A 22,001-nucleotide genomic window follows, 5' to 3' on the forward strand; every position below is an offset into this window, starting at 1 on the left:
CCCCCTTCCCTGGACTTGCCTAGCCGGGTATCTTGCATCGCATGGAACCAGGTGATTCGACCAAGCAGGCCCGGGCGGCCGCCCAACTGCGCAAGGGGGTGCTGGAGTACTGCGTGCTGGCGCTGATGCGGGACCGTCCCCGCTACGGCGTGGAACTCCTGCAGTCCCTGGAGGACTCCGGCGCGCTGGCGACCAGTCAGGGCACGGTCTACCCGCTGCTCTCCCGGCTCCGCCGCGACGACCTGGTCACCACCACCTGGCAGGAGTCCCCCTCGGGACCGCCCCGCCGCTACTACGCGCTCACCGACAGCGGCCGGGCCGCGCTGGACGAGTTCACCCGCGTCTGGCCCGGCTTCCGCGACGCCGTCGACACCTTCCTGGCCACGCCGCCCTCTTCCACCGGAGACCTCGCATGAAGACTTCTGCCGACGCCGTCCGCGACTACCTCTCCGCCGTCGAGCGCGAGACGTCCGCGCTCCCCGCCGAGCGCCGTCAGGAACTCCTCGCCGACCTGGCCGAGCACATAGAGGTGACGCGCGCCGAGCGACCCGGCACCGCGCTCGGCGAGATCCTGGCGGGACTGGGCGACCCCCGCACGATCGCGGCGACCGCGCTGGCCGAGGCAGGGGTCGGGCCAACGGTCTTTTTGGGCAACGGTGTTGAGGACGCACCCGTCCGGCGCGGCAAGGTGCACCCCCTGGTCCCGCTCCTGATGCTGACCCTCTCGCTGCCCTTCATGATGGTCTTCCCCGACCTTCCCGGGCCCGCCTTCGGTGTCCTCTTCCGCATCGTCGGCGCGGTGCTCCTGTGCACTTCGGGCCACTGGACCACCGTCCAGAAGACCACCGGCGTCCTCCTCACCACCATCCTCCCCAGCGCCGTCTTCGCCACCGCCAACCTCTCCGGCACCGGCCCGGCCACCGGCACCCCGGCCCTCCTGGCCAACCTGGCGGTGTTCGTGCTGCTGGCCGGTACGACGGCGTGGCTGTGGCGGGCACGGCGCGTCTGAGCCTGTCGTCCGGGGCGCAAATCCGCTTTACGGCGCGCCCCCTCCCCGCCAAGCTGGTGCCATGCCTCGCAAACTCATGTTCGTGCAGCTCAAGACGGGTTACGACACGGACCGGGGACCGTCCTGGATCGGCTGGGTGGACTTCTCGAAGACCTGGAAGACGGCCTACTTCCAAGGGCGGACCCTGCGGCGCGGTACCGGTCTCGGCCTGTCCGACGCGAACTTCTACGACGTAGACACGGACGACACCTTCTGGCTCTCCGGCCCGAAGCGCGACCGCACCGACACGCGGTACGGACCGGACGTGCCGACCGTGGAGCCCGACGCCGCGGATGCCTACCGGGCGTTCCTCCGGGGGGACCAGTGAACGGCACCGAGCCCCTGCCTCCCGAGACCGCGCTCATCTTCGACCGCGACGACTGGCTGTCCGTCTACGCGTCCTTCGCGCACGCCACGAACGACCTGGAGGCGATCGACGTCGCGGACGGCGAGTACACGGCCTACGCCCCCGACGGCCGTGTCCTGGCCCTCACCGCGCCCGACGGCTGGGAGGGCCCGGTCGTCCTGGCCCGGACCGAGGAGTTCGACGCCGCCGGGCTGGAGCGGAGAGTGACCCGCTCCTGGCAGCGCCACCAGCCGGGCCATCCCCCGCTCGGCCCGTCGGAGACGGCACGCCGGGCGCTGGACGAGGAGAACCGCCCCCGCGAAGGGTGGATCGCCCGGCTGCTGAAGCGGAGTTGACCTCGACACGGGCCGGCCGGGGCGGGACGCCGGGTCAGCCCGTCAGTCCTTGACCGGCTCGTCCCACTCGATGTGGTGGCGGTGCACCGGGGCGAACATCCGCTCCGGGGTCGGGAAGGCCGGCTTGCCGCCCGCGTGGCCCGCCTTGGCCTTGTTCTTGGCGGCGGCGTCGTCGCCGATCATCTCGACGCGGGGGCGGCGCAGCGCCTCGTACGCGGCGAACGCGGCCTCGGGCGTGGGCAGGTCACGCAGGCAGCGGGCCAGCTCCACGGCGCTCTCGGCGGCCAGCGAGGCGCCCTGGCCCGAGCTGGAGGACGGGGCGTGGGCCGCGTCGCCGACCAGGACCATGCGGCCGCGGTGCCAGTGCGGCACGGACGGCATCCGTTCCATCGGGCCGACCGCGATCAGGTCGTCGGGTGCGGTGTGGGCGAGCAGGGACCGGCCCGGGGTGTGACCGGCGTACAACTCGCGCAGCGTGTCCAGCCATTGGGCGGCGGGAACGCGGGCCACCTCCGCCGAGGTGCGCGGCTCGGCGCTCGGGAGACCGGCGAACCAGGCGATGCGGCCGTCGGGCAGGGCCCAGTGGCCGATGAAGGTGCGGCCGAAGGCGAAGTACATGCTGCCCGGCTCCGCCTCGACCCCGCTGCCGGTCGCGTAGCCGCCGAAGCTGAGCACGCCGCCGTACTCGGGGCCCGGAGCGTGCGGGTCGATCAGTGTGCGGACGGTGGAGCGGATGCCGTCGGCGCCGATGAGGATGTCGGCGGTGGCGGTGCCGCCGTCCGCGAACGTCGCGGTGACCGCGTCCGGAGTCTGATGTGCCGTCACAAAGCGTTTGCCGTAGATGAATTGAATGCCTGCCGCGCTCGCGTGGTCGGAGAGTGCGCGGAACAGATCAGCACGCGCCATGGCCCGGGTGGCGGGCAGACCGGGGAAGCCGTGGAACTCGGCGAGGCGGTTTCCGCCGCCGTCCGCCATCACCACCCCCGGCACCGGCTGCCCGACGGCCTCGACCGCCGCGTCGGCGCCGACGGCGCGCAGGGCGTCGATCCCGTTGGGCGCGAGGCTCAGCATGGCGCCGACGCCGTCGGCCGCGGCGGCCGGGTGCGACTCGAAGACGGTCGCCTCGATCCCCGCCCCGCGCAGCGCGAGCGCGGTGACGGGACCGGCGATCCCGCCGCCGATCACCAACGCGGTCCTGACCTTGTCCATGACCCCTCCCGTGGTTCGACGTGAAGAATGCGCGATGGCTTCATAGTTGCAGTGCAACTAGTCTCTGGTCAACTAGTTTTCCCGTGGCTACCATGACGCCATGAGCAGCCCCGTACGCAGTTCGCCCCTCGCCCTGACCGTGCTGGCCCTGCTGCACCACAAGCCGCTGCACCCGTACGGCATCCAGCGGCTGATCAAGCAGTGGGGCAAGGACCAGGTCGTCAACGTGGGCCAGCGCGCCGGGCTCTACCGCACGATCGAGCGGCTGCGGGAGGCCGGTCTGATCGCCGTCCGGCAGACCGAACGCGATCAGCAGTACCCCGAGCGGACGGTGTACGAGATCACCGATGCCGGACGGGCGGTCACCCGTCAGTGGCTGGAGCGGATGCTCACCGTGCCGCGGCAGGAGTACCCCGAGTTCCCGGCCGCGCTCTCCTACGTCCTCATGCTCACGCCGCCCGAGGCACGGGACGTCCTGCGGCAGCGCCTCGACCACGTCGAGAGGAACAGGGCCGCCCTCGAAGCAGCCCTGGCCGCCGAGGCCGGGCGCGGTCTCCCCCGGGTCTCCACCCTCGAACTCGACTACCTGCGCACGATCGCCGCGGCCGAGGAACAGTGGCTGCGCTCCGTCGTCCGCGACCTGGCCGACGGCCGCCTCACCTGGTCCGACCAGACCCCAGCGGCGTTCGACGAACCGGAACACGGGCAGCCGTGAGCGGTCCGGCCGGGTGCGGCCCGGCCCTGGGCAGTCCGATCGGCTGCGAGGGGCGTTCCCGGCCGCCCCGTCAGAACCTCCGCCGCGCCACCTCCAGCAGCCGCCCCGTCTCCCCCGCCCCCAGCAGCAGCGCCGCGCCGATCGCGGCCAGTGCGCCTTGCTCCGCCGGGGTGTACGGGCCGTCCGCCAGGGCGATGCGGGCCGCGTCGAGGAAGAGGGCCTCGCGGCCGGGGGCCGCGAGGTGGGGGGCCAGGGGGTCGAGGGTGGTGTGGAGTTCGAGGGCGAGGCCCGCGCCGTAGGGGCCCGCCGCGTCGGCCAGAGCGGCCAGTTCCTCTTCCGCGCAGTCCTCGACGCCGCCCGCGCGGACGGTGGCGGCGGCCTTGGCGACAGGGGCGCGGGAGGCGGTGCCGCCGGCCACCAGGACCGCGAGGGCGACCGTGTGGACCGCGTCCCGCAGCATCGCGGAGAGGCGGCGCGAGGTGGGGTGGTCGAGGGCGTCGAGGCCGTAGTGCCGCTGACAGGCCGCGCACTCCACCACCGGGCCGGTCTCGCCGCGTGACAGGACCGGTACGCCGAGGAGGGTCAGGCGGACGTGGCCCGTCATCCGCTGGTAGTTGCGGTCGCCGCCGCAGCCGGGGCAGAAGAACTCGCCGTCCCCGGCCGGAGTCCAGGTGGTGCGGGTGCCCAGAATGCGCGCAGCCCTGGCGGCACGGCCGTCTCGTCCCCGTACTGGCAGCACGTCGCACCTCCGCGCGTAACGACGCGGCAACATCGCCGCGCTGGCGTGATGTTAGCCACACTGCGGAGCCCGAGTCAGCACCTCGCACGAGACCGGCCCATTACCCCGTGTGAGGGATGGCCGGTATACGCCACCTGAACAGCGGCGCCCGGGCCGTCGTACACAGGTCGTATACGACGGCCCGGGCGCCGAAAGGCCCGGTCAGCGGTGGGTCAGCGGGTCGCGCGGTTCACCGCGGAGACGACGGCCTTCAGCGACGCACGTGTCGTGTTCGCGTCGATGCCGATACCCCACAGAACCTTGTCGCCGATCGCGCACTCGATGTAGGAGGCCGCCTGCGCGGAGGCGCCCTCGCTCATCGTGTGCTCCTGGTAGTCCAGCAGGCGTACGTCCACGCCGATGGACTGCAGGGCGTCGAAGAAGGCCGAGATCGGACCGTTGCCCGAACCGGTCAGGACCGTGTCCGCGCCGTCCACCGTGGCCTCGACGGTCAGCGTGTCCACGCCGTCGGTGTCCGTGGTCGACTGGCCCGTGCGCACCTGGATACGGCCCCACGGGTTCTCCGGGTTCGGCAGGTACTCGTCCTGGAAGACCGCCCAGATGTCGCGCGGCGTGATCTCCCCGCCCTCGGCGTCCGTCTTCGCCTGGATGATCTTCGAGAACTCGATCTGCATCCGGCGCGGCAGCTCCAGCTTGTGGTCGTTCTTCAGGACGTACGACACACCGCCCTTGCCGGACTGCGAGTTGACCCGGATCACGGCCTCGTAGGAGCGGCCCACGTCCTTGGGGTCGATGGGCAGGTACGGCACCGCCCACTCCAGGTCGTCGACCGTGACGCCCTTCGCCTTCGCGTCGGCCTCCATGGCGTCGAAACCCTTCTTGATGGCGTCCTGGTGGGAGCCGGAGAAGGACGTGTAGACCAGGTCGCCCACGTACGGGTGGCGCGGGTGGACCTCCATCTGGTTGCAGTACTCCCACGTACGACGGATCTCGTCGATGTCGGAGAAGTCGATCTGCGGATCGACGCCCTGCGAGAACAGGTTCATGCCCAGGGTCACCAGGTCGACGTTGCCGGTGCGCTCGCCCTGCCCGAACAGACAGCCCTCGACGCGGTCGGCGCCGGCCATCAGCGCCAGCTCGGCCGCCGCCACCGCCGTACCCCGGTCGTTGTGCGGGTGCACGGACAGGACGACGTGCTCGCGGCGGGAGAGGTTGCGGCCCATCCACTCGAAGCGGTCCGCGTGCGTGGACGGGGTCGAACGCTCCACCGTGGCGGGCAGGTTGAGGATGATCTCGCGGCCCGGACCCGGCTGGTAGACGTCCATCACCGCCTCGCAGACCTCCAGCGCGAAGTCCAGCTCGGTGTCGGTGAAGATCTCCGGGCTGTACTGGTAGCCGAACTCGGTCTCGGGGCCCAGCAGCTTCTCCGCGTACTCCATCACCAGGCGGGTGCCGTCGACGGCGATCTGCTTGATGTCGTCCTTGGAACCGCGGAAGACGACCCGGCGGAAGACCGGCGCGGTCGCGTTGTACAGGTGGACGGTCGCGCGGCGGGCGCCCTTCAGGGACTCCACGGTCCGCTCGATCAGGTCCTCGCGGGCCTGGGTCAGGACGGAGATCGTCACGTCCTCGGGGATCGCGCCCTCCTCCTCGATGATGGAGCGCACGAAGTCGAAGTCGGTCTGGCCGGAGGCCGGGAAGCCGACCTCGATCTCCTTGTAGCCCATCCTGACCAGTTGGTCGAACATCCGGCGCTTGCGCTCGGGGGACATCGGGTCGATCAGCGCCTGGTTGCCGTCGCGCAGGTCGGTGGAGAGCCAGCGGGGGGCGGTGGTGATCCGCCGCTGCGGCCAGGTGCGGTCGGAGAGGTCGACCTGGTCGTACCGGCCGTACTTGTGGGTCGGCATGGGGCTGGGCTGCTGGCGGTTGGCCATGATCGCGTGGGCTCCTCGGAAAGGTCCGGATGGACGGCCGACGACGCAACGCCAGAGCACCGCGGGGAGGGGGTCGGCCTTGTCTACAGGCCCTCGCCGCGGCAGCTAAGGAGAAGCAGCCCGAATCGCATGATGCTGGGCAGCCTAGCCGAGCCGTTCCGGACGCGCCGGGGCGTATCAGCATGCGGAACCGGCCCATAGCATCTAGTGACGCGGAGTGATGACCGATATCCCCGCATTTCATCAATCGCGGTGGCAACTAGTGACTTTGATGTCACGCAGTGCAAGCATTTCCAGGTATGAGTACCCACGGGGGCTTCGAGCCCGTCTTCTGCACGATCGTCCCGCCGCACGTCCTCGACAAGCTCGCCCAGGACGCCGACCCGAGCGTGTCGGGCCCGGCCCGCCGCTCCCTGGAGCGCGACGCGTTCGAGCGCACCCGGCGGCGGCTGACCACCGTGGTCGGCGCGGCCGCCGTCGAGCCGCACGGCGCCGCCGCCGACAAGCCGCACCGCACGATCTACGACGCCCGGCACACCCAGAACCTGCCCGGACACCGGGTCCGCGCGGAGGGCTCCGAGCCCGGCTCCGACGCCACCGTCAACCGCGCGTACGCGGGACTCGGCGCCACCTTCGAGCTGTATCTGAAGGCGTTCGGCCGCCACTCCATCGACGACAGCGGCCTGCCCCTGAAGGCGACCGTGCACTTCGACAAGGACTACGACAACGCCTTCTGGAACGGCGACCAGATGGTGTTCGGCGACGGGGACGGCGAGATCTTCCTCGACTTCACCATCCCGGTCGACGTCATCGGCCACGAACTCACCCACGGCGTCACGCAGTACACCGCCAACCTCGCCTACTTCGGCCAGTCCGGCGCGCTCAACGAGTCGCTCTCCGATGTCTTCGGCTCACTGATCAAGCAGTACACCCTCGGCCAGACCGCCGCCGACGCCGACTGGCTGATCGGCGCGGGCCTGCTCGCCCCGCGCGTCACCGGCAAGGCCCTGCGCTCCATGAAGGAACCGGGCACCGCCTACGACGACGACGTCCTCGGCAAGGACCCCCAGCCCGCCGACATGGAGCACTACGTCCACACCGGCCGGGACAACGGCGGCGTCCACATCAACTCCGGCATCCCCAACCGCGCCTTCTACCTCGTCGCCTCCGCCATCGGCGGCTACGCCTGGGAGAAGGCCGGCCACATCTGGTACGACGTGCTGACCGGCGGCGCCCTCGAACAGGACGCCCAGTTCAGCGACTTCGCCACCCTCACCGTGAAGGCGGCCCGCGAGCGGTTCGGCGCGGGCGCGGAACTCCAGGCCGTGGAGAAGGCGTGGGAGGAAGTCGGGGTGCGGACGCTCTAGTTACGTACTAGACAGGTCCCCATGCGTATCCAAGTACGGCGCACGGGCGGCTTCGCGGGCATCGAGCGGCGGGCCGAGATCGACACCTCGGCCCGCCCCGACGCGGCGGAACTCCGCTCCCTGGCCGAACGCGCCCTGGCCTCCGCGCCCACCACGCCACCCCCTGGCGTCCCCGACGGCTTCCACTACGAGATCACGGTCGACGGCCGCACGATCCACGCCGCCGATCCCCGACTGACCGACGCACAGCGGGAGTTGGTGTCGCGGGTACTGAAGGAAGGCGCGTAGGCGCTGTTGACTCAGCGCCTCGGGCGTACGGATGATCCCCGCATGGCGACTGACGCGCGCGGTCCTGTGCCCCGGTTTCCCGACGGGTTTCTGTGGGGGGTGTCCACCTCGGCGCATCAGATCGAGGGGGCCGTCGGGCTGCGGGAGCCGTCGGTGTGGGACGTGTTCACCGCCGAGCCGGGGCGGGTGAGGGACGGGTCGACGGCGGCGGTCGCGTGCGACCACTATCACCGCTGGCCGGAGGATGTGGCGCTGCTGGCGGAGCTGGGGGTGGACGCGTACCGGTTCTCCGTCTCCTGGCCGCGGGTGGAGTCGCCGGGCGGCCTGGACTTCTACGACCGGCTGGTGGACGCGCTGTGTGCGGCGGGCGTGCGGCCCGTGCCGACGCTGTTCCACTGGGATCTGCCCGCCTCGCTGGACTGGCTGGAGCGGGACACGGCACACCGGTTCGCGGATCACGCGGCGCGGGTCGCGGAGCGGCTCGGGGACCGGGTGGGGCAGTGGATCACCCTCAACGAGCCTGCCGAACACACCCTGTTGGGCCACGCGCTCGGCATCCACGCGCCGGGCAAGCGGCTGCTGTTCGACGCGCTTCCGGCCGCCCACCACCAACTCCTGGGCCACGGACTCGCGGTACGCGCCCTGCGCGCGGCCGGGGCGACGAGCGTCGGCATCGCCAACTCCCACGGCCCCACCTGGCCCGCCTCCACCGACCCGGCCGACCAGGAGGCCGCCGCCTTCTACGACCTCCTGCTGAACCGGATGTTCGCGGAGCCGGTCATCCTGGGCCAGTACCCGGAGGGCATCGGGGAGTTGATGCCGGGCGACCCCGACGCGGACGCCCGGATCATCGGGGAGCCGGTGGACTGGTACGGGATCAACTACTACGCGCCGACCCGGGTGGGCGCCCCGCAGGGCACCGACACCGAGTTCGGCGGAGTCACCGTCCCGGCCGAACTCCCCTTCTCCCTCAAGGAGATCGAGGGCTACCCGGTCACCGACTTCGGCTGGCCGGTGGTCCCCGAGGGCCTCACCGAGCTGCTCACCGGCTTCCGCGACCGCTACGGTGACCGGCTCCCGCCGATCGTCATCACCGAGAACGGCTGCTCGTACGAGGGCCTCGACGACCAGGAGCGCATCGTCTACCTGGACACCCATGTCCGCGCCCTGCACGGCGCGTTGACCGCCGGGGTGGACGTGCGCGGGTACTTCGTGTGGTCCCTGCTGGACAACTTCGAGTGGGCCGAGGGGTACGCCCGCCGCTTCGGTCTGGTCCACGTGGACTTCGCGACGCGGGAGCGCACCCCGAAGGCGTCGTACCGCTGGTACCAGGAGCTGTTGCGGAGCCTGCGCGGCTAGGGTCGTACGCGCCTAGAGGTCGTAGCCGCCCGACACCTCGATGTTCTGCGCGGTGACCCAGCGGCTCTCGTCGGAGACCAGGGTGGCGATCAGCGCGCCGACGTCCTCGGGCTCGCCGACCCGGCCGAACGCGGTGCGCGCGGCGAGGGCCGGGATCACCTCCGGGAAGCGGGTGAAGCCGTCGTCGCCGAGGCGGGTGCGGGTCGGGCCGGGCGAGACGGCGTTGACGCGGATGCCGCGCGGGGCGAACTCCTTGGCCATGTACCGGGTCAGCACGTTGAGGCCGCCCTTCAGGGCCGCGTAGGCGGAGTAGCCGGGCTCCGGGGAGGCGGCCGTCGCCGAGCTGCTGCTTGTGTGGACGATCGCACCCCCGTCGGCCATCAGCGGCACCAGCTTCTGGGTCAGGAAGTACGGCCCCTTCAGCAACACCCGTGTCAGCACGTCGAAGGCGTCCTCGGTCATGTCCTCGATCAGCGCGGACTGGGCGAGCCCGGCGTTATTGACCAGGTGGTCGAAGGTGTCCCGCTGCCAGGTGTCGCGCAGCACGCCGGCCACGGTGTCGCGGAAGGCGTCGAACGTGCCGGACGCGCCGAGGTCCAGCGGCAGCGCGACGGCCGTGCCGCCCTCCTTCTCGACGGCGGCGACGGTGTCGAGCCCGCCCTGCCGGTTGCGGCCGTAGGTGAGGACGACACCGATACCGCGCTTGGCGATCTCGACGGCGGCGGCGCGTCCGATGCCGGAGCTGGCTCCGGTGACGATGGCGACCTGCATGGGATTCCTCCAGGAGTGAGGGCCGATGGACTTCCTCCCTCCATTAGGCGCCTCTGACCTGCGAAAACGTAGAACGATCCTCCTCCGTACCTGCACGATCCTCGCGTGCGCGGGAGCCAGGGCGGCCGGAGGTGCTGCAATGGCGGTATGCCGGACGAGAGACGCGCTGACGCACACGCGGGCACACGAGCGGAAGTACTGCTGGAGGAGCTGCGCGCCCTGCTGGAGCGGCATGTGCGGCCCGACTGGACCACGGCGATCGAGGGCGTCCTCATCTCACGGGTGGACCGTCCCGATCCCCCGCAGCCCTCGATGTCGGGGACGGTTCTGGCGGTGATCGCGCAGGGCGCGAAGCAACTGGCCCTCGGCGACCGGGTGTTCACGTACGGCGCCGGGCAGTATCTGGTGGCGTCGGTCGACCTGCCGGTGACGGGACACTTCACCCGCGTGGAACCCGGCCACCCGGCCCTCGGCTTCGGCCTCACCCTGGACCCCTCGGCCGTCGCCGAACTGCTGCTCCGGGCGGCCCCCGGGGACCTCCCCCGCGCGGTGCAGGGCACACCCTCGGGCATCGCCGTCAGCGACGCGCCCGCCACGCTGCTGGACGCGGTCGTACGGCTGCTGCGCCTGCTGGACGAGCCCCGCGACCGGGCCGTACTGGCACCGCTGGTCAAGCGGGAGATCCTGTGGCGGCTGATCACCGGGGAGCAGGGCGCGACGGTCCGCCAGCTCGGCCTGCCCGACAGCGAGCTCAGCCATGTCTCACGGGCCGTCGGCTGGATCCGCGAGCACTACGCGGAGCCCTTCCGGGTGGCGGACGTGGCACGGCTGTCCGGGATGAGCGTCTCGGCGTTCTACCGCAACTTCCAGGCGGTGACGGCGATGAGCCCCATCCAGTTCCAGAAGCAGATCCGGCTCCAGGAGGCCCGGCTGCTCCTCGCGACCCGTCCCGGTGACATCACCGGGGTCGGGCGGCGCGTGGGCTACGACAATCCGTCGCAGTTCAGCCGGGAGTACCGGCGCCAGTTCGGGGCCCCGCCGAGCCAGGACGCGGCACGGCTGCGGAAGGCGGCGCGGAGTCCGGCGGGGGTGCTGACGTAGACGGTGAAACGCCCGTCAGAAGCCGAGCTTGCGGAGCTGCTTGGGGTCGCGCTGCCAGTCCTTGGCGACCTTCACATGGAGGTCGAGGAAGACCGGCGTGCCGAGCAGCGCCTCGATCTGCTTGCGGGACTTGATGCCGACGTCCTTCAGGCGCTTGCCCTTGGGGCCGATGATGATGCCCTTCTGGCTGGGGCGCTCGATGTAGACGTTCGCGTGGATGTCGAGCAGCGGCTTGTCGGCCGGGCGGTCCTCGCGGGGCAGCATCTCCTCGACGACCACGGCGATGGAGTGCGGCAGCTCGTCGCGCACGCCTTCCAGCGCGGCCTCGCGGATCAGTTCCGCGATCATGACCTGCTCGGGCTCGTCGGTGAGGTCGCCCTCGGGGTAGAGCGCCGGGCCCTCGGGCAGCAGCGGGACGATCAGGTCGGCCAGCAGACCCACCTGCTTGTCGCCGACCGCCGAGACCGGCACGATCTCGGCCCACTCGAAGCCCAGCTCCTTGCCGAGCTGGTCGATGGCGATGAGCTGCTCGGCGAGGGCCTTGGAGTCGACCAGGTCCGTCTTGGTGACGATCGCGACCTTGGGGGTCTTCTTGATCCCGGCCAGCTCCTTGGCGATGAACCGGTCGCCGGGGCCGAGCTTCTCGTTCGCCGGGAGGCAGAAGCCGATCACGTCGACCTCGGCCCAGGTGGTGCGCACCACGTCGTTCAGCCGCTCGCCGAGCAGCGTGCGCGGCTTGTGCAGGCCGGGGGTGTCCACCAGGATCAGCTGGGCGTCGTCGCGGTGGACGATGCCGCGCACCGTGTGCCGCGTCGTCTGCGGCTGGTTCGCGGTGATCGCGACCTTCTGCCCGACGAGAGCGTTCGTGAGGGTGGACTTGCCCGCGTTGGGGCGGCCCACGAAGCACGCGAAGCCTGCGCGGTGGACGCTGTCGCCCGACCGCTCGGATGACTGGGTACGAACGCTCATGCCGACCATTCTCCCTGATCCACGGAGCGGCGCCGCACGGGCGGGTGTGGGGGTGCGGTGGAGGGGGCTTCCGGGAGCGTCACCGGTCGGATTCCCGCGCTCCTGGACGGTGGGCGTCACTCTCCGAAACATCACGGTAACGCCCTCGTAGGCGCCCGGAAACGCGGACCGGTGACCCTCTGACGAGCCCCCGCCCCCTCTCCCGACCGCCGGAGACGCCCGTGACCCTCGCCGCCGCGCACGCCGACTCCGGCGACACCGCCTGGCTGCTCGCCGCCACCGCCCTGGTCCTGCTGATGACCCCGGGCCTGGCCCTCTTCTACGGCGGCATGGTGCGCGCGAAGAGCGTGCTCAACATGCTGATGATGAGCTTCGTGTCCATCGCCCTGGTCACGGTGGTGTGGCTGGCGGGAGGCTACTCGCTGGCCTTCGGCGCGGACCTGGGCGCGGGCCTGCTGGGCGACCTGCGCGAGGCGGGCATGGCCCACATCGGCCCCTCCTCCCTCCACGGCACGGTCCCCACCCTCCTCTTCGCGACCTTCCAGCTCACCTTCGCGATCATCACGGCGGCGCTGATCAGCGGGGCGGTGGCGGACCGGACGCGGTTCCCGGCGTGGCTGGTGTTCGTGCCGCTGTGGACCCTGCTCGTATACGTTCCGGTCGCGCACTGGGTGTGGGGTCCGGGCGGCTGGATAGGCGGCGACGGCCTGGGCGCGCTGGACTTCGCGGGCGGGCTGCCGGTGGAGATCACCTCGGGCGCCTCGGGGCTCGCGCTGTGCCTGGTCCTCGGACCGCGGCTGGGCTTCAAGAAGGACGCGATGCGCCCGCACAACATTCCTTTTGTGGTCCTTGGTGCCGGTCTGCTCTGGTTCGGCTGGTTCGGCTTCAACGCGGGCTCCGCGCTCGGCGCGAACGGGCTCGCCGCGGCGGCCTTCCTCAACACCCTCGCCGCCGGCTGCACCGGGCTCCTCGGCTGGCTCCTGGTCGAGCAGAAGCGGGACGGCCACCCGACGACACTCGGCGCGGCCTCGGGCGCGGTGGCGGGTCTTGTCGCGATCACCCCCGCCTGCGGGGTCGTCTCCCTGCTGGGCGCGCTGGTGGTCGGGCTCGCGGCGGGCGTCGTCTGCTCGTACGCCGTGAGCTGGAAGTTCCGGCTGAACTACGACGACTCCCTGGACGTGGTCGGTGTCCATCTGGTCGGCGGGATCATCGGCACGCTGCTGATCGGGCTGTTCGCGGACCGCGCGCTGACCGGCGGGGTGGAGGGGCTGCTACACGGGGGCGGCTTCGCGCTGCTGGGCCGCCAGTCGGTGGCCGTCCTCGCCGTCGGCGCGTACGCCTTCACGATGACGTACGCCCTCGGGAAGCTCCTCGACCGCCTGATGGGCCTGCGCGCGAGCGAGGACCACGAACGGACCGGCCTGGACCTTACGGTGCACGCCGAGACCGCCTACGATCACGGGGTCCTGGGCCATGGCGCCCCCGTCCGGAAGGCCGGCACCCCCGCATGAAGCTCATCACCGCCGTCGTGAAGCCCCACCGCCTCGACGAGGTCAAAGAGGCACTCCGCGCCCTCGGCATCCACGGCCTCACCGTCACCGAGGCCAGCGGCTATGGCCGCCAGCGCGGCCACACCGAGGTCTATCGGGGCGCGGAATACCAGGTCGACCTCGTCCCCAAGGTCCGCCTCGAAGTCCTGGTCGAGGACGCGGTGGCCGACGACGCGATCTCGGCGGTGGTGGAAGCGGCGCGGACCGGGCGCATCGGGGACGGCAAGGTGTGGGCGGTACCGGTGGAGACGGTGGTGCGGGTGCGGACGGGGGAGCGGGGGCCTGCGGCGCTCTGACCAAGTTTGGCCACCCGCCCGCCCTTACCCGTACTCGGCTCACGTCGGCGGCTGACGGCGCTCACACAGCGAGGGGCGGCAACTCGGATCGGCAGGCCGTGCCGGAGGCATTCCCGGCGCCGGGCGCCTTCTCACCCACCCGAGCAGCCACCCCGTGACGGTGCCCTCTTCAGTCTCCCGAGACGCGTGGGTGTGGTGGGCGAGACGGGGGTCCAGGGGGCGGAGCCCCCTGGGGGCCTCAGGCGGAGGGGACGGTCAGGTAGACGACTCCGTCCGGGGCAGCGAGGAGGACCGGCGTGCCCGCGCCTCCCAAGTCGGCAACCGCAGCGAGGTCCGCCGGGGCGACCGCCACCGCCTCCGACACCACCGCCGCCGCCTCAAGAGACCTCGCCCCCGAAGCCACCGCCATCGCAACAGCCGTACGCAGCGCGCTCAGGGACAGGGACGGCAGCTCCACAGACCCCGCCGCGTACGTCCGCCCCGTCTCGTCCCGTACCGCCGCCCCCTCGGCGACGCCGTTCCGCGCCCGTACCGACCGCGCCAGCGTCACGATCTTCCGGTCCTCAGGATCAAGCTCGTTCTCGCTCATGCCCCGAGCATACGAACAGCGGACCCCTCCCCCGCCAGCCACTCCAGCTTGGCGGCAGTGTCGGCCTCGTCCAGGGGGGTGTGCAGCACCACCAGCAGATCGGGCCGTGCGGGCACCTGCATCGCCGTGGACTCGACGACCAGCCGCCCGGCCACGGGGTGTTCCAGTTCCTTGCGGATCTGCCCCTGGTCCTCGATGTCCCGCTCGGCCCAGATCCGGCGGAACTCGGGGCTGGCCGCGCCGACTTCGGCGAGGACGGCCTGGAAGCCCTCGTCGTCGGGGGAGGCGGCGTACATCGCCCGGAACTGCGCGACGACGGTGCGCGCGTTGCGCTCCCAGCTCCGGCTGCGGAGCCGGTAGAGCGGGTCGGTGAAGAAGTCGACCAGGCAGTTCCCGGGGGCGCCCGCGCGCCCCATCCCGAGCACCACGACGGCCGCGTGGTTGAACATGACGCAGTTGTAGTAACGGTCCATGATGTGCGCCGGATACGGCATCCAGGTGTCGATCAGCCGCCGCAGCCCGTCGCACATGTCCCGGCGGTCCGGGGCGACTTGGGGCGCGGGCGGGTTCAGCCCGGCGAGCAGATAGAGGTGCCGCCGCTCGGCGTCGCTGAGCCGCAGCACCCGCGCGACCGCGTCGAGGACCTGCGGGGAGACGGAGATGTCCCGCCCCTGCTCCAGCCACTGGTACCAGGAGGCGCCCACGCCCGCGAGCACGGCCACCTCCTCGCGCCGCAGCCCCGGCGTACGGCGCCGTACCCCGCCCGCCGGGAGCCCCACCTCCTGGGGACTCACCCGGGCGCGCCTGGTCATCAGGAACTCCCGCAGCTCCGTGCGCCGTTCACTTCTCGCCGTGCCCGTACCCGTGCCCGCAGGCGCCACGTGCCGCTCCCCCGTCGTCGCCGTGTCTGGTGGTGCCACCACCACCATAAGTTCCGACTCCCCGCGTTTCTTCCCGTGCCCGCAGGCTCGTGCCATGGCGATCGACACGACCGACCCGACCACCGAAGCGACCACCGAACCGAATCTCCCCGCAAGCGAACTGCCCGCCCCCGTAAGCCCCGTACGGCTGTCCACCCGCGACAGGCTCGTCCTCTTCGTCCTGTGCGCCGCCCAGTTCATGGTCGCCCTGGACTTCTCCGTCCTGAACGTGGCCCTGCCCCGGCTCGGGGACGACCTCGGCATGAGCCGTACCGCGCTCCAGTGGGCGGTCACCGCGTTCGCGCTGCCGTCCGGCGGCTTCCTGCTGCTGTTCGGCCGGGTCGGCGACCTCTACGGCCGCCGCAGGATGTTCCTCGGCGGGCTCGGCCTGTTCGGCGCGGCCTCGCTGCTGGCGACGCTGGCCTGGAACCCCGAGATCTTCCTCGCCGCCCGCGCGCTGCAGGGGCTCGGCGCGGCGGCCATCGTGCCGACCGGCATGTCCCTGCTGACGACCACCTTCGCGGAGGGCCCCGCCCGCGACCGCGCGCTCGGCGTCTCCGGCGCCCTGCTCTCCCTCGGCTTCACCACCGGCATGATCGCGGGCGGCGTCCTCACCGACACGCTCGGCTGGCGCTCCACGATGGCCCTGCTCACGCTCGTCACGCTGCTCGTACTGCCGCTGGCCCCCGCCCTGCTGCCGGAGTCCCGCACCGCCACGCACCGGCGCCTGGACGTACCCGGCGCGGTCACCGTCACCGGCGGCCTGCTGTCCCTGATCTACGCCCTCTCCAGCGCCGCCGACCGGGGCTTCGGCCACGCCGACGTGCTGGCCTGCCTGGTCGCGGGGCTCGCCCTGCTGGCCGGGTTCACGATGATCGAGTCCCGTACGCCCGCCCCGCTGGTCTCGCTGCCGATGCTGCGCCGCCGCACGGTGGCGTGGGGCAACCTGGGCGGTCTGGTGACCTTCTCGATGATGTCGGCGGTCGTCTTCGTACTGACCCTGTATCTCCAGGAGATCCTGGGCCTGTCCGCGTTCGAGACCGGGCTCGTCTTCGGCGTGCAGGGCGTCCTGTCGGTCGTCGCGGGCACCCTCGCCCCGAAGGTCATCGGCCGCCTCGGCGCCCCCCGCACCCTGGTCGTCTCGCTGACCGGTCAGGGCGCGCTGGTGGCGACCCTGCTTCTGCTGGACACCGGTTCCTGGTCGGCGTGGCTCGCCACCGCAGCCGTCTCGCTGGCGAGCGTGTGCCACCTGGGCGCGATCGTGTCGTACGGCCTGACCGTCACCTCGGGTGTCCCGGACACCGAACAGGGCCTGGCCACGGGCCTGGTGACCTCCACCCAGCAGGTCGGCATCACCGTCGGCATCCCACTGCTCGGCAGTCTCGCCGCCGCCTCCCCCGACCTCCTCTCCGGCGTCCACACGGTGCTGGGCCTGGACGCGGCGATCGTGCTGGCCGCCGCCGTGCTGGTCGGGGTGGGGCTGCGCCGGGGCCGGACGGGGGCCTGAACACCCCTGCGGACCCGGCTGGTCGGGGGCCTGAACACCCCCGTACGCCGAGCCGGTCGGGGGCCTCGACCCCCGTTCCGTCACGGGCGGTCGAGCCGCAGCCGTTCCGCCCGTGGCAGCCCAGCCACGACCAAGTCGTAGGAATCCTCGATCAGTTCGCGCAGGAGGGTGTCCGGGAGGGCACCGTCCGCCGTGACGGTGTTCCAGTGGCGTTTGTTCATGTGCCAGCCGGGGATGATCAGATCCTCGTGCTCGGTGCGGAGCCGGATCGCGTCCTCCGGGTCGCACTTGAGGTTGACCGTCAGGGGTCGCGCGCCCAGGTTGGTGAGGGCGAACATCTTGCCCAGCACCTTGAAGACCGAGGTCTCGGGGTTGAAGGGGAAGTCCTCCACGACCGCGTTGAAGGACAGGCACAGGGCGCGCAACTCCTGGGGCGTCACTCGGGTTTCTCCTCCCGCGCCGCGCTGTCGGCGGGCTCGACCAGTACCGTCACGATCTTGTTCCGGCGTCCCGCGGCCGCCTCCGCCGTGAGCTTCAGGCGCCGCTCGTCGGGGAGTCGGACCTCGGCCGAGGCACCCGCGATGGGGACGCGGCCGAGGGCCTTGGCGAGCAGGCCGCCGACGGTCTCCACGTCCTCGTCGTCGTACTCCTCCAGGCCGTACAGCTCGCCGAGGTCGGTGATGTCCAGGCGGGCGGTGACCCGGTGGCGGCCCTCGCCGAGGTCCTCCACGGGCGGGAGTTCCCGGTCGTACTCGTCGGTGATCTCACCGACGATCTCCTCAAGGATGTCCTCGATGGTGACGATGCCCGCCGTGCCGCCGTACTCGTCGATCACGACGGCGACGTGGTTGCGGTCCTTCTGCATCTCGCGCAGCAGGTCGCCCGCGTTCTTGGTGTCGGGCACGAAGACGGCGGGGCGCATCGCGGTGGAGACGAGGTCGTTCTCCGCGTCGCGGTTGATGTGCGTCTTGCGGACCAGGTCCTTGAGATACACGATCCCGACGATGTCGTCCTCGTTCTCGCCGGTGACCGGGATACGGGAGAACCCGGAGCGCAGGGCGAGCGTGAGGGCCTGGCGGATGGTCTTGTACCGCTCGATGACGATCAGGTCGGTGCGCGGCACCATCACCTCGCGCACCAGGGTGTCGCCCAGCTCGAAGACGGAGTGCACCATGCGGCGCTCGTCGTCCTCGATCAGCGACTCCTGCTCCGCGAGGTCGACCATCGCGCGCAGCTCCGCCTCGGAGGCGAACGGCCCGCGCCGGAAGCCCTTGCCGGGGGTGAGCGCGTTGCCGATGAGGATCAGCAGCGAGGGGATCGGGCCCATGATCCTGGCCAGCGGCAGCAGCACGTACGCCGCGACCGTGGCCGTGTTCAGCGGGTGCTGACGGCCGATGGTGCGCGGGGAGACGCCGACGGCGACGTACGACACCAGGACCATCACCGCGATGGCGATCAGCAGGGCTTCCCAGGTGTCCGGGAACTCCCGCAGGCAGGCGTACGTCACCAGCGCGGCCGCCGCCATCTCGCAGGCGACGCGGACCAGCAGGGCGACGTTCAGATAGCGGGTGGGGTCGGCGGCGACCTGGGCGAGCTTGGCGCTGCCCCGGCGGCCGGACTTGACGGCCTCCTCGGCGCGGAAGCTGGAGACACGGGCGAGGCCCGCCTCCGCGCAGGCGGCGAGCCAGGCCACGACGATCAGCGCGACCGCGCCGACCACGATCTGCGGACTCATGCGACCCCTCTTACGAGACGGTCGGCGCCGGGGACGGCCCGGTCAGCCCGCGCTCGGCCCGCCAGCCGTCCACGATGGCGGCCTGGAGCCCGAACATCTCGGCCTTCTCGTCGGGCTCCTCGTGGTCGTAGCCGAGGAGGTGCAGCACGCCGTGGACGGTGAGCAGCTGCAGCTCCTCGTCCATGGAGTGCTGGGTCGGCGCGTCCTTGCCCTGCTGGGTGGCGACCTCGGGGCAGAGCACGATGTCGCCGAGGAGGCCCTGCGGGGGCTCCTCGTCCTCCTTGCCCGGCGGACGCAGCTCGTCCATCGGGAAGGACATGACATCCGTCGGCCCCGGCAGGTCCATCCACTGGATGTGCAGCTGCTCCATGGCGTCGGCGTCCACGACGATCACCGAGAGCTCGGAGAGCGGGTGGATGCGCATCCGCGCGAGCGCGTAGCGGGCGATGTCGAGGATCGCCTGCTCGTCTACCTCGGTGCCGGACTCGTTGTTGACGTCGATCGACATGGTCGTGCTGGTCTACTTCCCCTTGGGTCCGGCCTTGCCGCGGCTGTGTCCCTTGCGGGCGCCGTTCTCGGTGCCGTGCGTGCTGTCGTACTGCTCGTACGCGTCGACGATACGGCCCACGAGCTTGTGCCGGACGACATCCTGCGACGACAGCCGCGAGAAGTGCACGTCCTCGACGCCCTCCAGGATCTCCTGCACCTGCCTGAGGCCGGACTTGGTGCCGTTCGGCAGGTCGACCTGGGTGACGTCACCGGTGATGACGATCTTCGAGTCGAAGCCGAGGCGGGTGAGGAACATCTTCATCTGCTCGGGGCTGGTGTTCTGGGCCTCGTCCAGGATGATGAAAGCATCATTGAGGGTCCGGCCACGCATATATGCCAGCGGAGCCACCTCGATCGTCCCCGCCGCCATCAGCCTCGGGATGGAGTCCGGGTCGAGCATGTCGTGCAGGGCGTCGTAGAGCGGGCGCAGGTAGGGGTCGATCTTCTCGTAGAGCGTGCCGGGCAGGAAGCCGAGCCGCTCTCCGGCCTCCACCGCGGGGCGGGTGAGGATGATCCGGTTGACCTGCTTGGACTGGAGCGCCTGGACCGCCTTGGCCATGGCGAGGTAGGTCTTGCCGGTGCCCGCGGGGCCGATGCCGAAGACGATCGTGTGCTTGTCGATCGCGTCCACGTAACGCTTCTGGTTGAGCGTCTTGGGGCGGATCGTGCGGCCCCGCGAGGACAGGATGTTCTGCGTCAGCACCTCGGCCGGGGTCTCCGGGCCGTCGCTCGTGCCGTTGTCGCTCGCCTTGAGCATGGCGATCGAGCGTTCCACTGCGTCCTCCGTCATCGGCTGCCCGGTGCGGAGCACGAGCATCATCTCGTCGAACACGCGCTGGATGAGGGCCACTTCCGCCGAGTCGCCCGTCGCGCTGATCTCATTGCCCCGGACATGGATGTCGGCCGCCGGGAAGGCCCTCTCGATCACGCGCAGCAGGGAGTCTCCGGACCCCAGCACGGTCACCATGGGGTGCTGGGCGGGAATGCTGATCTGTGCTCGCGCCCGCTGCGCGGAAGTCTGAGCTGTGGGTGTCTGAGTCATGGGCCGGCGCTCAGGGCCTGCGAATCCTCCTCATCACGGCCGCACCCCTGAGGGCGGCCTCGCACTGTCCAGAGTACGACGCGGCCCCGACAAGGCGGCAGCGGTTTTCCTCCGGTCGGGGGGGTGGGGGTCCGGTGCCCTGGGCTTCGACGGGGCTGCCCCTCGGGGGCGGTCCGCTGCGCGGGGCAGCGGGGTGGGTGGCCTACGGATACGGGGGGCTTCCTCCCGGAGGTGGTCCCGCTGCGCGGGGCTCCGGAATAGCCTGGCCGCGCAGCACGGCGGCCGTGCAGGGCTGGGCCGCGCACGGCAGGCTCGCGGGGCGGTCGTCGCCGTTCCGGTAGCCCAGCCCCGCGCCCCGCGCCCCCCTACGCCGACCGGCCGAACCCGATCGTCGGGACCGCTCGGCGCAGCGGCCAGGGGCGGTCGAGGCGGGGTGGGACCACCTGGTCGAGGAAGGCGTAGCGGTGGAGGGCGGTGGGGTTCTGGCCGGGGACGGACTGGACGCGGCGCCACCAGGCGCCGATCTCGGACCAGCCGGGGGCTGACAAGGAGCCGCCGAATTCCTGGACCGAGAGGGCGGCCGTGAGGCCGGCCAGGGCGAGGCGGTCGGCCAGGGGCCATCCCGCCAGGGTGGCCGTGACGAAGCCCGCGACGAAGACGTCGCCCGCGCCGGTGGGGTCGAGGGCCTCCACCTCGATCGCGGGGACCTCGGCCGTCTCCCCCGTGCGGCGGTCCACCGCGTAGGCGCCCTCCGCGCCGAGGGTGACCACCGCCAGCGGGACGTGTGCGGTGAGGGCGTGGGCGGCGGCCCGGGGGCAGGTCGCGCCGGTGTACCGCATCGCCTCCTCCGCGTTGGGGAGGAACGCCTCGCAGTGTTCGAGGTCGGCCAGACCGGCGAGGTCCCACGCTCCCGTGTCGTCCCAGCCCACGTCCGCGAAGATACGGGTGCCGCGCCGGGCGGCCTGGGCGATCCAGGGGGCGCGGGTGCCGGGGGCGAGGGAGGCGACGGCCGCGCGGGCGGGCGGCGGGCAGTCGGGGGCCGGTTCCTCCGGCGGGGGCTCGTGGCCGTGGGAGATCATCGTCCGCTCGCCCTCGTACGCCATGGAGACCGTCACCGGCGAGTGCCACCCCCGCACCGTGCGGGACGGCGTGAGGTCGATGCCCTCGCCCCGGGCGAGCGCGTCCCAGCAGTACTCCCCGTAGTGGTCGTCCCCGAAGGCCGCCGCGAGCGACGTGCGCAGGCCGAGCCGGGCCAGCGCGGCGGCCATGTTGGCGACACCGCCGGGGCTGGACCCCATCCCCCGCGCCCAGGACTCCGTACCCCGCACCGGCGCCGAGTCCAGGCCGGTGAAGACGATGTCCAGGAAGACCGTGCCGGTGAGATAGACGTCGAAGGGCGGATCGCCGGGCGCGCGCAGACCGGCCAGCGGGTCGACCTGCGCCTGGCGGCGCGCTGCCCGGGTGAGGTGTTCCGGTTCTCCTCCGGCTTCCTCTCCGGCGGTCGCGGGGGACGGGGTCACGGCGAGCTCCCTGTCGTGGTGCGGATCTGGCCAGTGTGCACCACGTCGGCCACGTACAGGGAAGGTCCCGCACGACGTCAGCCCCAGGTGG

24 protein-coding genes are annotated in these 22,001 nt (G+C 71.6%); 12 read left to right on the top strand and 12 right to left on the bottom strand.

Annotation, left to right across the window (positions count from 1 at the left end):
- Positions 1-41 precede the first annotated feature (41 nt).
- The 4 genes from GTW40_RS16015 (at position 42) to GTW40_RS16030 (ending at position 1,750) form a co-directional block, all read left to right on the top strand.
- Positions 42-416 carry a PadR family transcriptional regulator gene (locus GTW40_RS16015; protein WP_161180860.1) on the top strand — a complete coding sequence of 125 codons (375 nt, stop codon included), beginning with the start codon at positions 42-44 and terminating at the stop codon, positions 414-416.
- The gene (locus GTW40_RS16020; RefSeq protein WP_161180861.1) at positions 413-1,009 is read left to right on the top strand and encodes a DUF1700 domain-containing protein; all 597 of its coding nucleotides are present in this window, start codon (positions 413-415) and stop codon (positions 1,007-1,009) included. The genes GTW40_RS16015 and GTW40_RS16020 overlap by 4 nt, the downstream gene beginning before the upstream one ends.
- 61 nt (positions 1,010-1,070) lie before the next feature.
- Positions 1,071-1,376 (top strand): hypothetical protein, encoded by a 306-nt coding sequence (locus GTW40_RS16025; protein WP_161180862.1) that lies wholly within the window; start codon positions 1,071-1,073, stop codon positions 1,374-1,376.
- Positions 1,373-1,750, top strand: a complete 378-nt coding sequence (locus tag GTW40_RS16030; protein WP_161180863.1) for a hypothetical protein — start codon at positions 1,373-1,375, stop codon at positions 1,748-1,750. The genes GTW40_RS16025 and GTW40_RS16030 overlap by 4 nt, the downstream gene beginning before the upstream one ends.
- A gap of 42 nt (positions 1,751-1,792) precedes the next feature.
- Here GTW40_RS16030 and GTW40_RS16035 read toward each other — a convergent pair whose 3' ends face one another.
- Entirely contained in the window at positions 1,793-2,959 is a 1,167-nt protein-coding gene (locus GTW40_RS16035) for an FAD-dependent monooxygenase (RefSeq protein WP_161180864.1), read from the bottom strand.
- A gap of 100 nt (positions 2,960-3,059) precedes the next feature.
- Between GTW40_RS16035 and GTW40_RS16040 the strand changes: the two genes are divergently transcribed.
- Positions 3,060-3,674: a PadR family transcriptional regulator gene (locus GTW40_RS16040; RefSeq protein WP_161180865.1), complete on the top strand. Its 615-nt coding sequence runs from the start codon at positions 3,060-3,062 to the stop codon at positions 3,672-3,674.
- Between the two features lie 70 nt (positions 3,675-3,744).
- Here the strand turns inward: GTW40_RS16040 and GTW40_RS16045 are convergent, their stop codons facing one another.
- On the bottom strand, positions 3,745-4,413 hold the full coding sequence (locus GTW40_RS16045) for a TerB family tellurite resistance protein (RefSeq protein WP_161180866.1): 669 nt from the start codon (positions 4,411-4,413) through the stop codon (positions 3,745-3,747).
- Between the two features lie 212 nt (positions 4,414-4,625).
- Complete coding sequence (leuA, locus tag GTW40_RS16050; RefSeq protein WP_161180867.1) at positions 4,626-6,347, bottom strand: 2-isopropylmalate synthase; 1,722 nt, start codon at positions 6,345-6,347, stop codon at positions 4,626-4,628.
- Positions 6,348-6,646: 299 nt separating this feature from the next.
- Here leuA and GTW40_RS16055 point away from each other — a divergent pair, with 299 nt between their 5' ends.
- From GTW40_RS16055 to GTW40_RS16065, 3 genes are read left to right on the top strand one after another with little or no spacing between them, the layout of a single operon-like run.
- Positions 6,647-7,714 carry a M4 family metallopeptidase gene (locus GTW40_RS16055; protein WP_161180868.1) on the top strand — a complete coding sequence of 356 codons (1,068 nt, stop codon included), beginning with the start codon at positions 6,647-6,649 and terminating at the stop codon, positions 7,712-7,714.
- A gap of 21 nt (positions 7,715-7,735) precedes the next feature.
- Positions 7,736-8,002, top strand: a complete 267-nt coding sequence (locus GTW40_RS16060; RefSeq protein ID WP_161180869.1) for a protealysin inhibitor emfourin — start codon at positions 7,736-7,738, stop codon at positions 8,000-8,002.
- A 42-nt stretch (positions 8,003-8,044) separates the two neighbouring features.
- Complete coding sequence (locus GTW40_RS16065) at positions 8,045-9,361, top strand: GH1 family beta-glucosidase (protein WP_161180870.1); 1,317 nt, start codon at positions 8,045-8,047, stop codon at positions 9,359-9,361.
- 12 nt (positions 9,362-9,373) lie between these two features.
- Here GTW40_RS16065 and GTW40_RS16070 read toward each other — a convergent pair whose 3' ends face one another.
- Entirely contained in the window at positions 9,374-10,132 is a 759-nt protein-coding gene (locus GTW40_RS16070) for an SDR family oxidoreductase (protein ID WP_161180871.1), read from the bottom strand.
- Positions 10,133-10,279: 147 nt separating this feature from the next.
- Between GTW40_RS16070 and GTW40_RS16075 the strand changes: the two genes are divergently transcribed.
- Complete coding sequence (locus tag GTW40_RS16075; protein WP_161180872.1) at positions 10,280-11,233, top strand: AraC family transcriptional regulator; 954 nt, start codon at positions 10,280-10,282, stop codon at positions 11,231-11,233.
- A gap of 15 nt (positions 11,234-11,248) precedes the next feature.
- Here GTW40_RS16075 and era read toward each other — a convergent pair whose 3' ends face one another.
- The gene (gene era / locus GTW40_RS16080) at positions 11,249-12,202 is read right to left on the bottom strand and encodes a GTPase Era (RefSeq protein ID WP_018545209.1); all 954 of its coding nucleotides are present in this window, start codon (positions 12,200-12,202) and stop codon (positions 11,249-11,251) included.
- Between the two features lie 221 nt (positions 12,203-12,423).
- On the opposite strand from era, the gene GTW40_RS16085 reads away from it, so the two are divergent.
- Positions 12,424-13,713, top strand: coding sequence for an ammonium transporter (locus GTW40_RS16085; RefSeq protein WP_161180873.1), 1,290 nt, complete (start codon positions 12,424-12,426; stop codon positions 13,711-13,713).
- Positions 13,710-14,048 (top strand): P-II family nitrogen regulator, encoded by a 339-nt coding sequence (locus GTW40_RS16090; RefSeq protein ID WP_161180874.1) that lies wholly within the window; start codon positions 13,710-13,712, stop codon positions 14,046-14,048. Before GTW40_RS16085 ends, GTW40_RS16090 begins: the two co-directional genes overlap by 4 nt.
- 238 nt (positions 14,049-14,286) lie before the next feature.
- Here the strand turns inward: GTW40_RS16090 and GTW40_RS16095 are convergent, their stop codons facing one another.
- A complete protein-coding gene (locus tag GTW40_RS16095; protein WP_161180875.1) occupies positions 14,287-14,637 on the bottom strand; it encodes a cytidine deaminase in 351 nt (116 codons plus the stop codon).
- Positions 14,634-15,449 (bottom strand): helix-turn-helix transcriptional regulator, encoded by an 816-nt coding sequence (locus GTW40_RS16100; protein WP_237525541.1) that lies wholly within the window; start codon positions 15,447-15,449, stop codon positions 14,634-14,636. The genes GTW40_RS16095 and GTW40_RS16100 overlap by 4 nt, the downstream gene beginning before the upstream one ends.
- Positions 15,450-15,612: 163 nt before the next feature.
- Between GTW40_RS16100 and GTW40_RS16105 the strand changes: the two genes are divergently transcribed.
- The gene (locus GTW40_RS16105) at positions 15,613-17,064 is read left to right on the top strand and encodes an MFS transporter (protein ID WP_161180877.1); all 1,452 of its coding nucleotides are present in this window, start codon (positions 15,613-15,615) and stop codon (positions 17,062-17,064) included.
- 80 nt (positions 17,065-17,144) lie between these two features.
- On the opposite strand, the gene GTW40_RS16110 is transcribed toward GTW40_RS16105, so the two are convergent.
- The 5 genes from GTW40_RS16110 to GTW40_RS16130 all read right to left on the bottom strand — a co-directional run bounded on the left by GTW40_RS16110 (position 17,145) and on the right by GTW40_RS16130 (position 21,817).
- Positions 17,145-17,504, bottom strand: coding sequence for an MmcQ/YjbR family DNA-binding protein (locus GTW40_RS16110; RefSeq protein WP_161180878.1), 360 nt, complete (start codon positions 17,502-17,504; stop codon positions 17,145-17,147).
- A complete protein-coding gene (locus GTW40_RS16115) occupies positions 17,501-18,799 on the bottom strand; it encodes a hemolysin family protein (RefSeq protein WP_161180879.1) in 1,299 nt (432 codons plus the stop codon). The genes GTW40_RS16110 and GTW40_RS16115 overlap by 4 nt, the downstream gene beginning before the upstream one ends.
- A gap of 10 nt (positions 18,800-18,809) precedes the next feature.
- A complete protein-coding gene (ybeY, locus tag GTW40_RS16120) occupies positions 18,810-19,307 on the bottom strand; it encodes an rRNA maturation RNase YbeY (protein ID WP_161180880.1) in 498 nt (165 codons plus the stop codon).
- Between the two features lie 12 nt (positions 19,308-19,319).
- Positions 19,320-20,390 carry a PhoH family protein gene (locus tag GTW40_RS16125; protein ID WP_161180881.1) on the bottom strand — a complete coding sequence of 357 codons (1,071 nt, stop codon included), beginning with the start codon at positions 20,388-20,390 and terminating at the stop codon, positions 19,320-19,322.
- Positions 20,391-20,755: 365 nt separating this feature from the next.
- The gene (locus GTW40_RS16130; RefSeq protein WP_202485963.1) at positions 20,756-21,817 is read right to left on the bottom strand and encodes a PfkB family carbohydrate kinase; all 1,062 of its coding nucleotides are present in this window, start codon (positions 21,815-21,817) and stop codon (positions 20,756-20,758) included.
- Positions 21,818-22,001 lie beyond the last annotated feature (184 nt).

This window comes from Streptomyces sp. SID4985 (assembly GCF_009863025.1).
GTDB lineage: Bacteria > Actinomycetota > Actinomycetes > Streptomycetales > Streptomycetaceae > Streptomyces.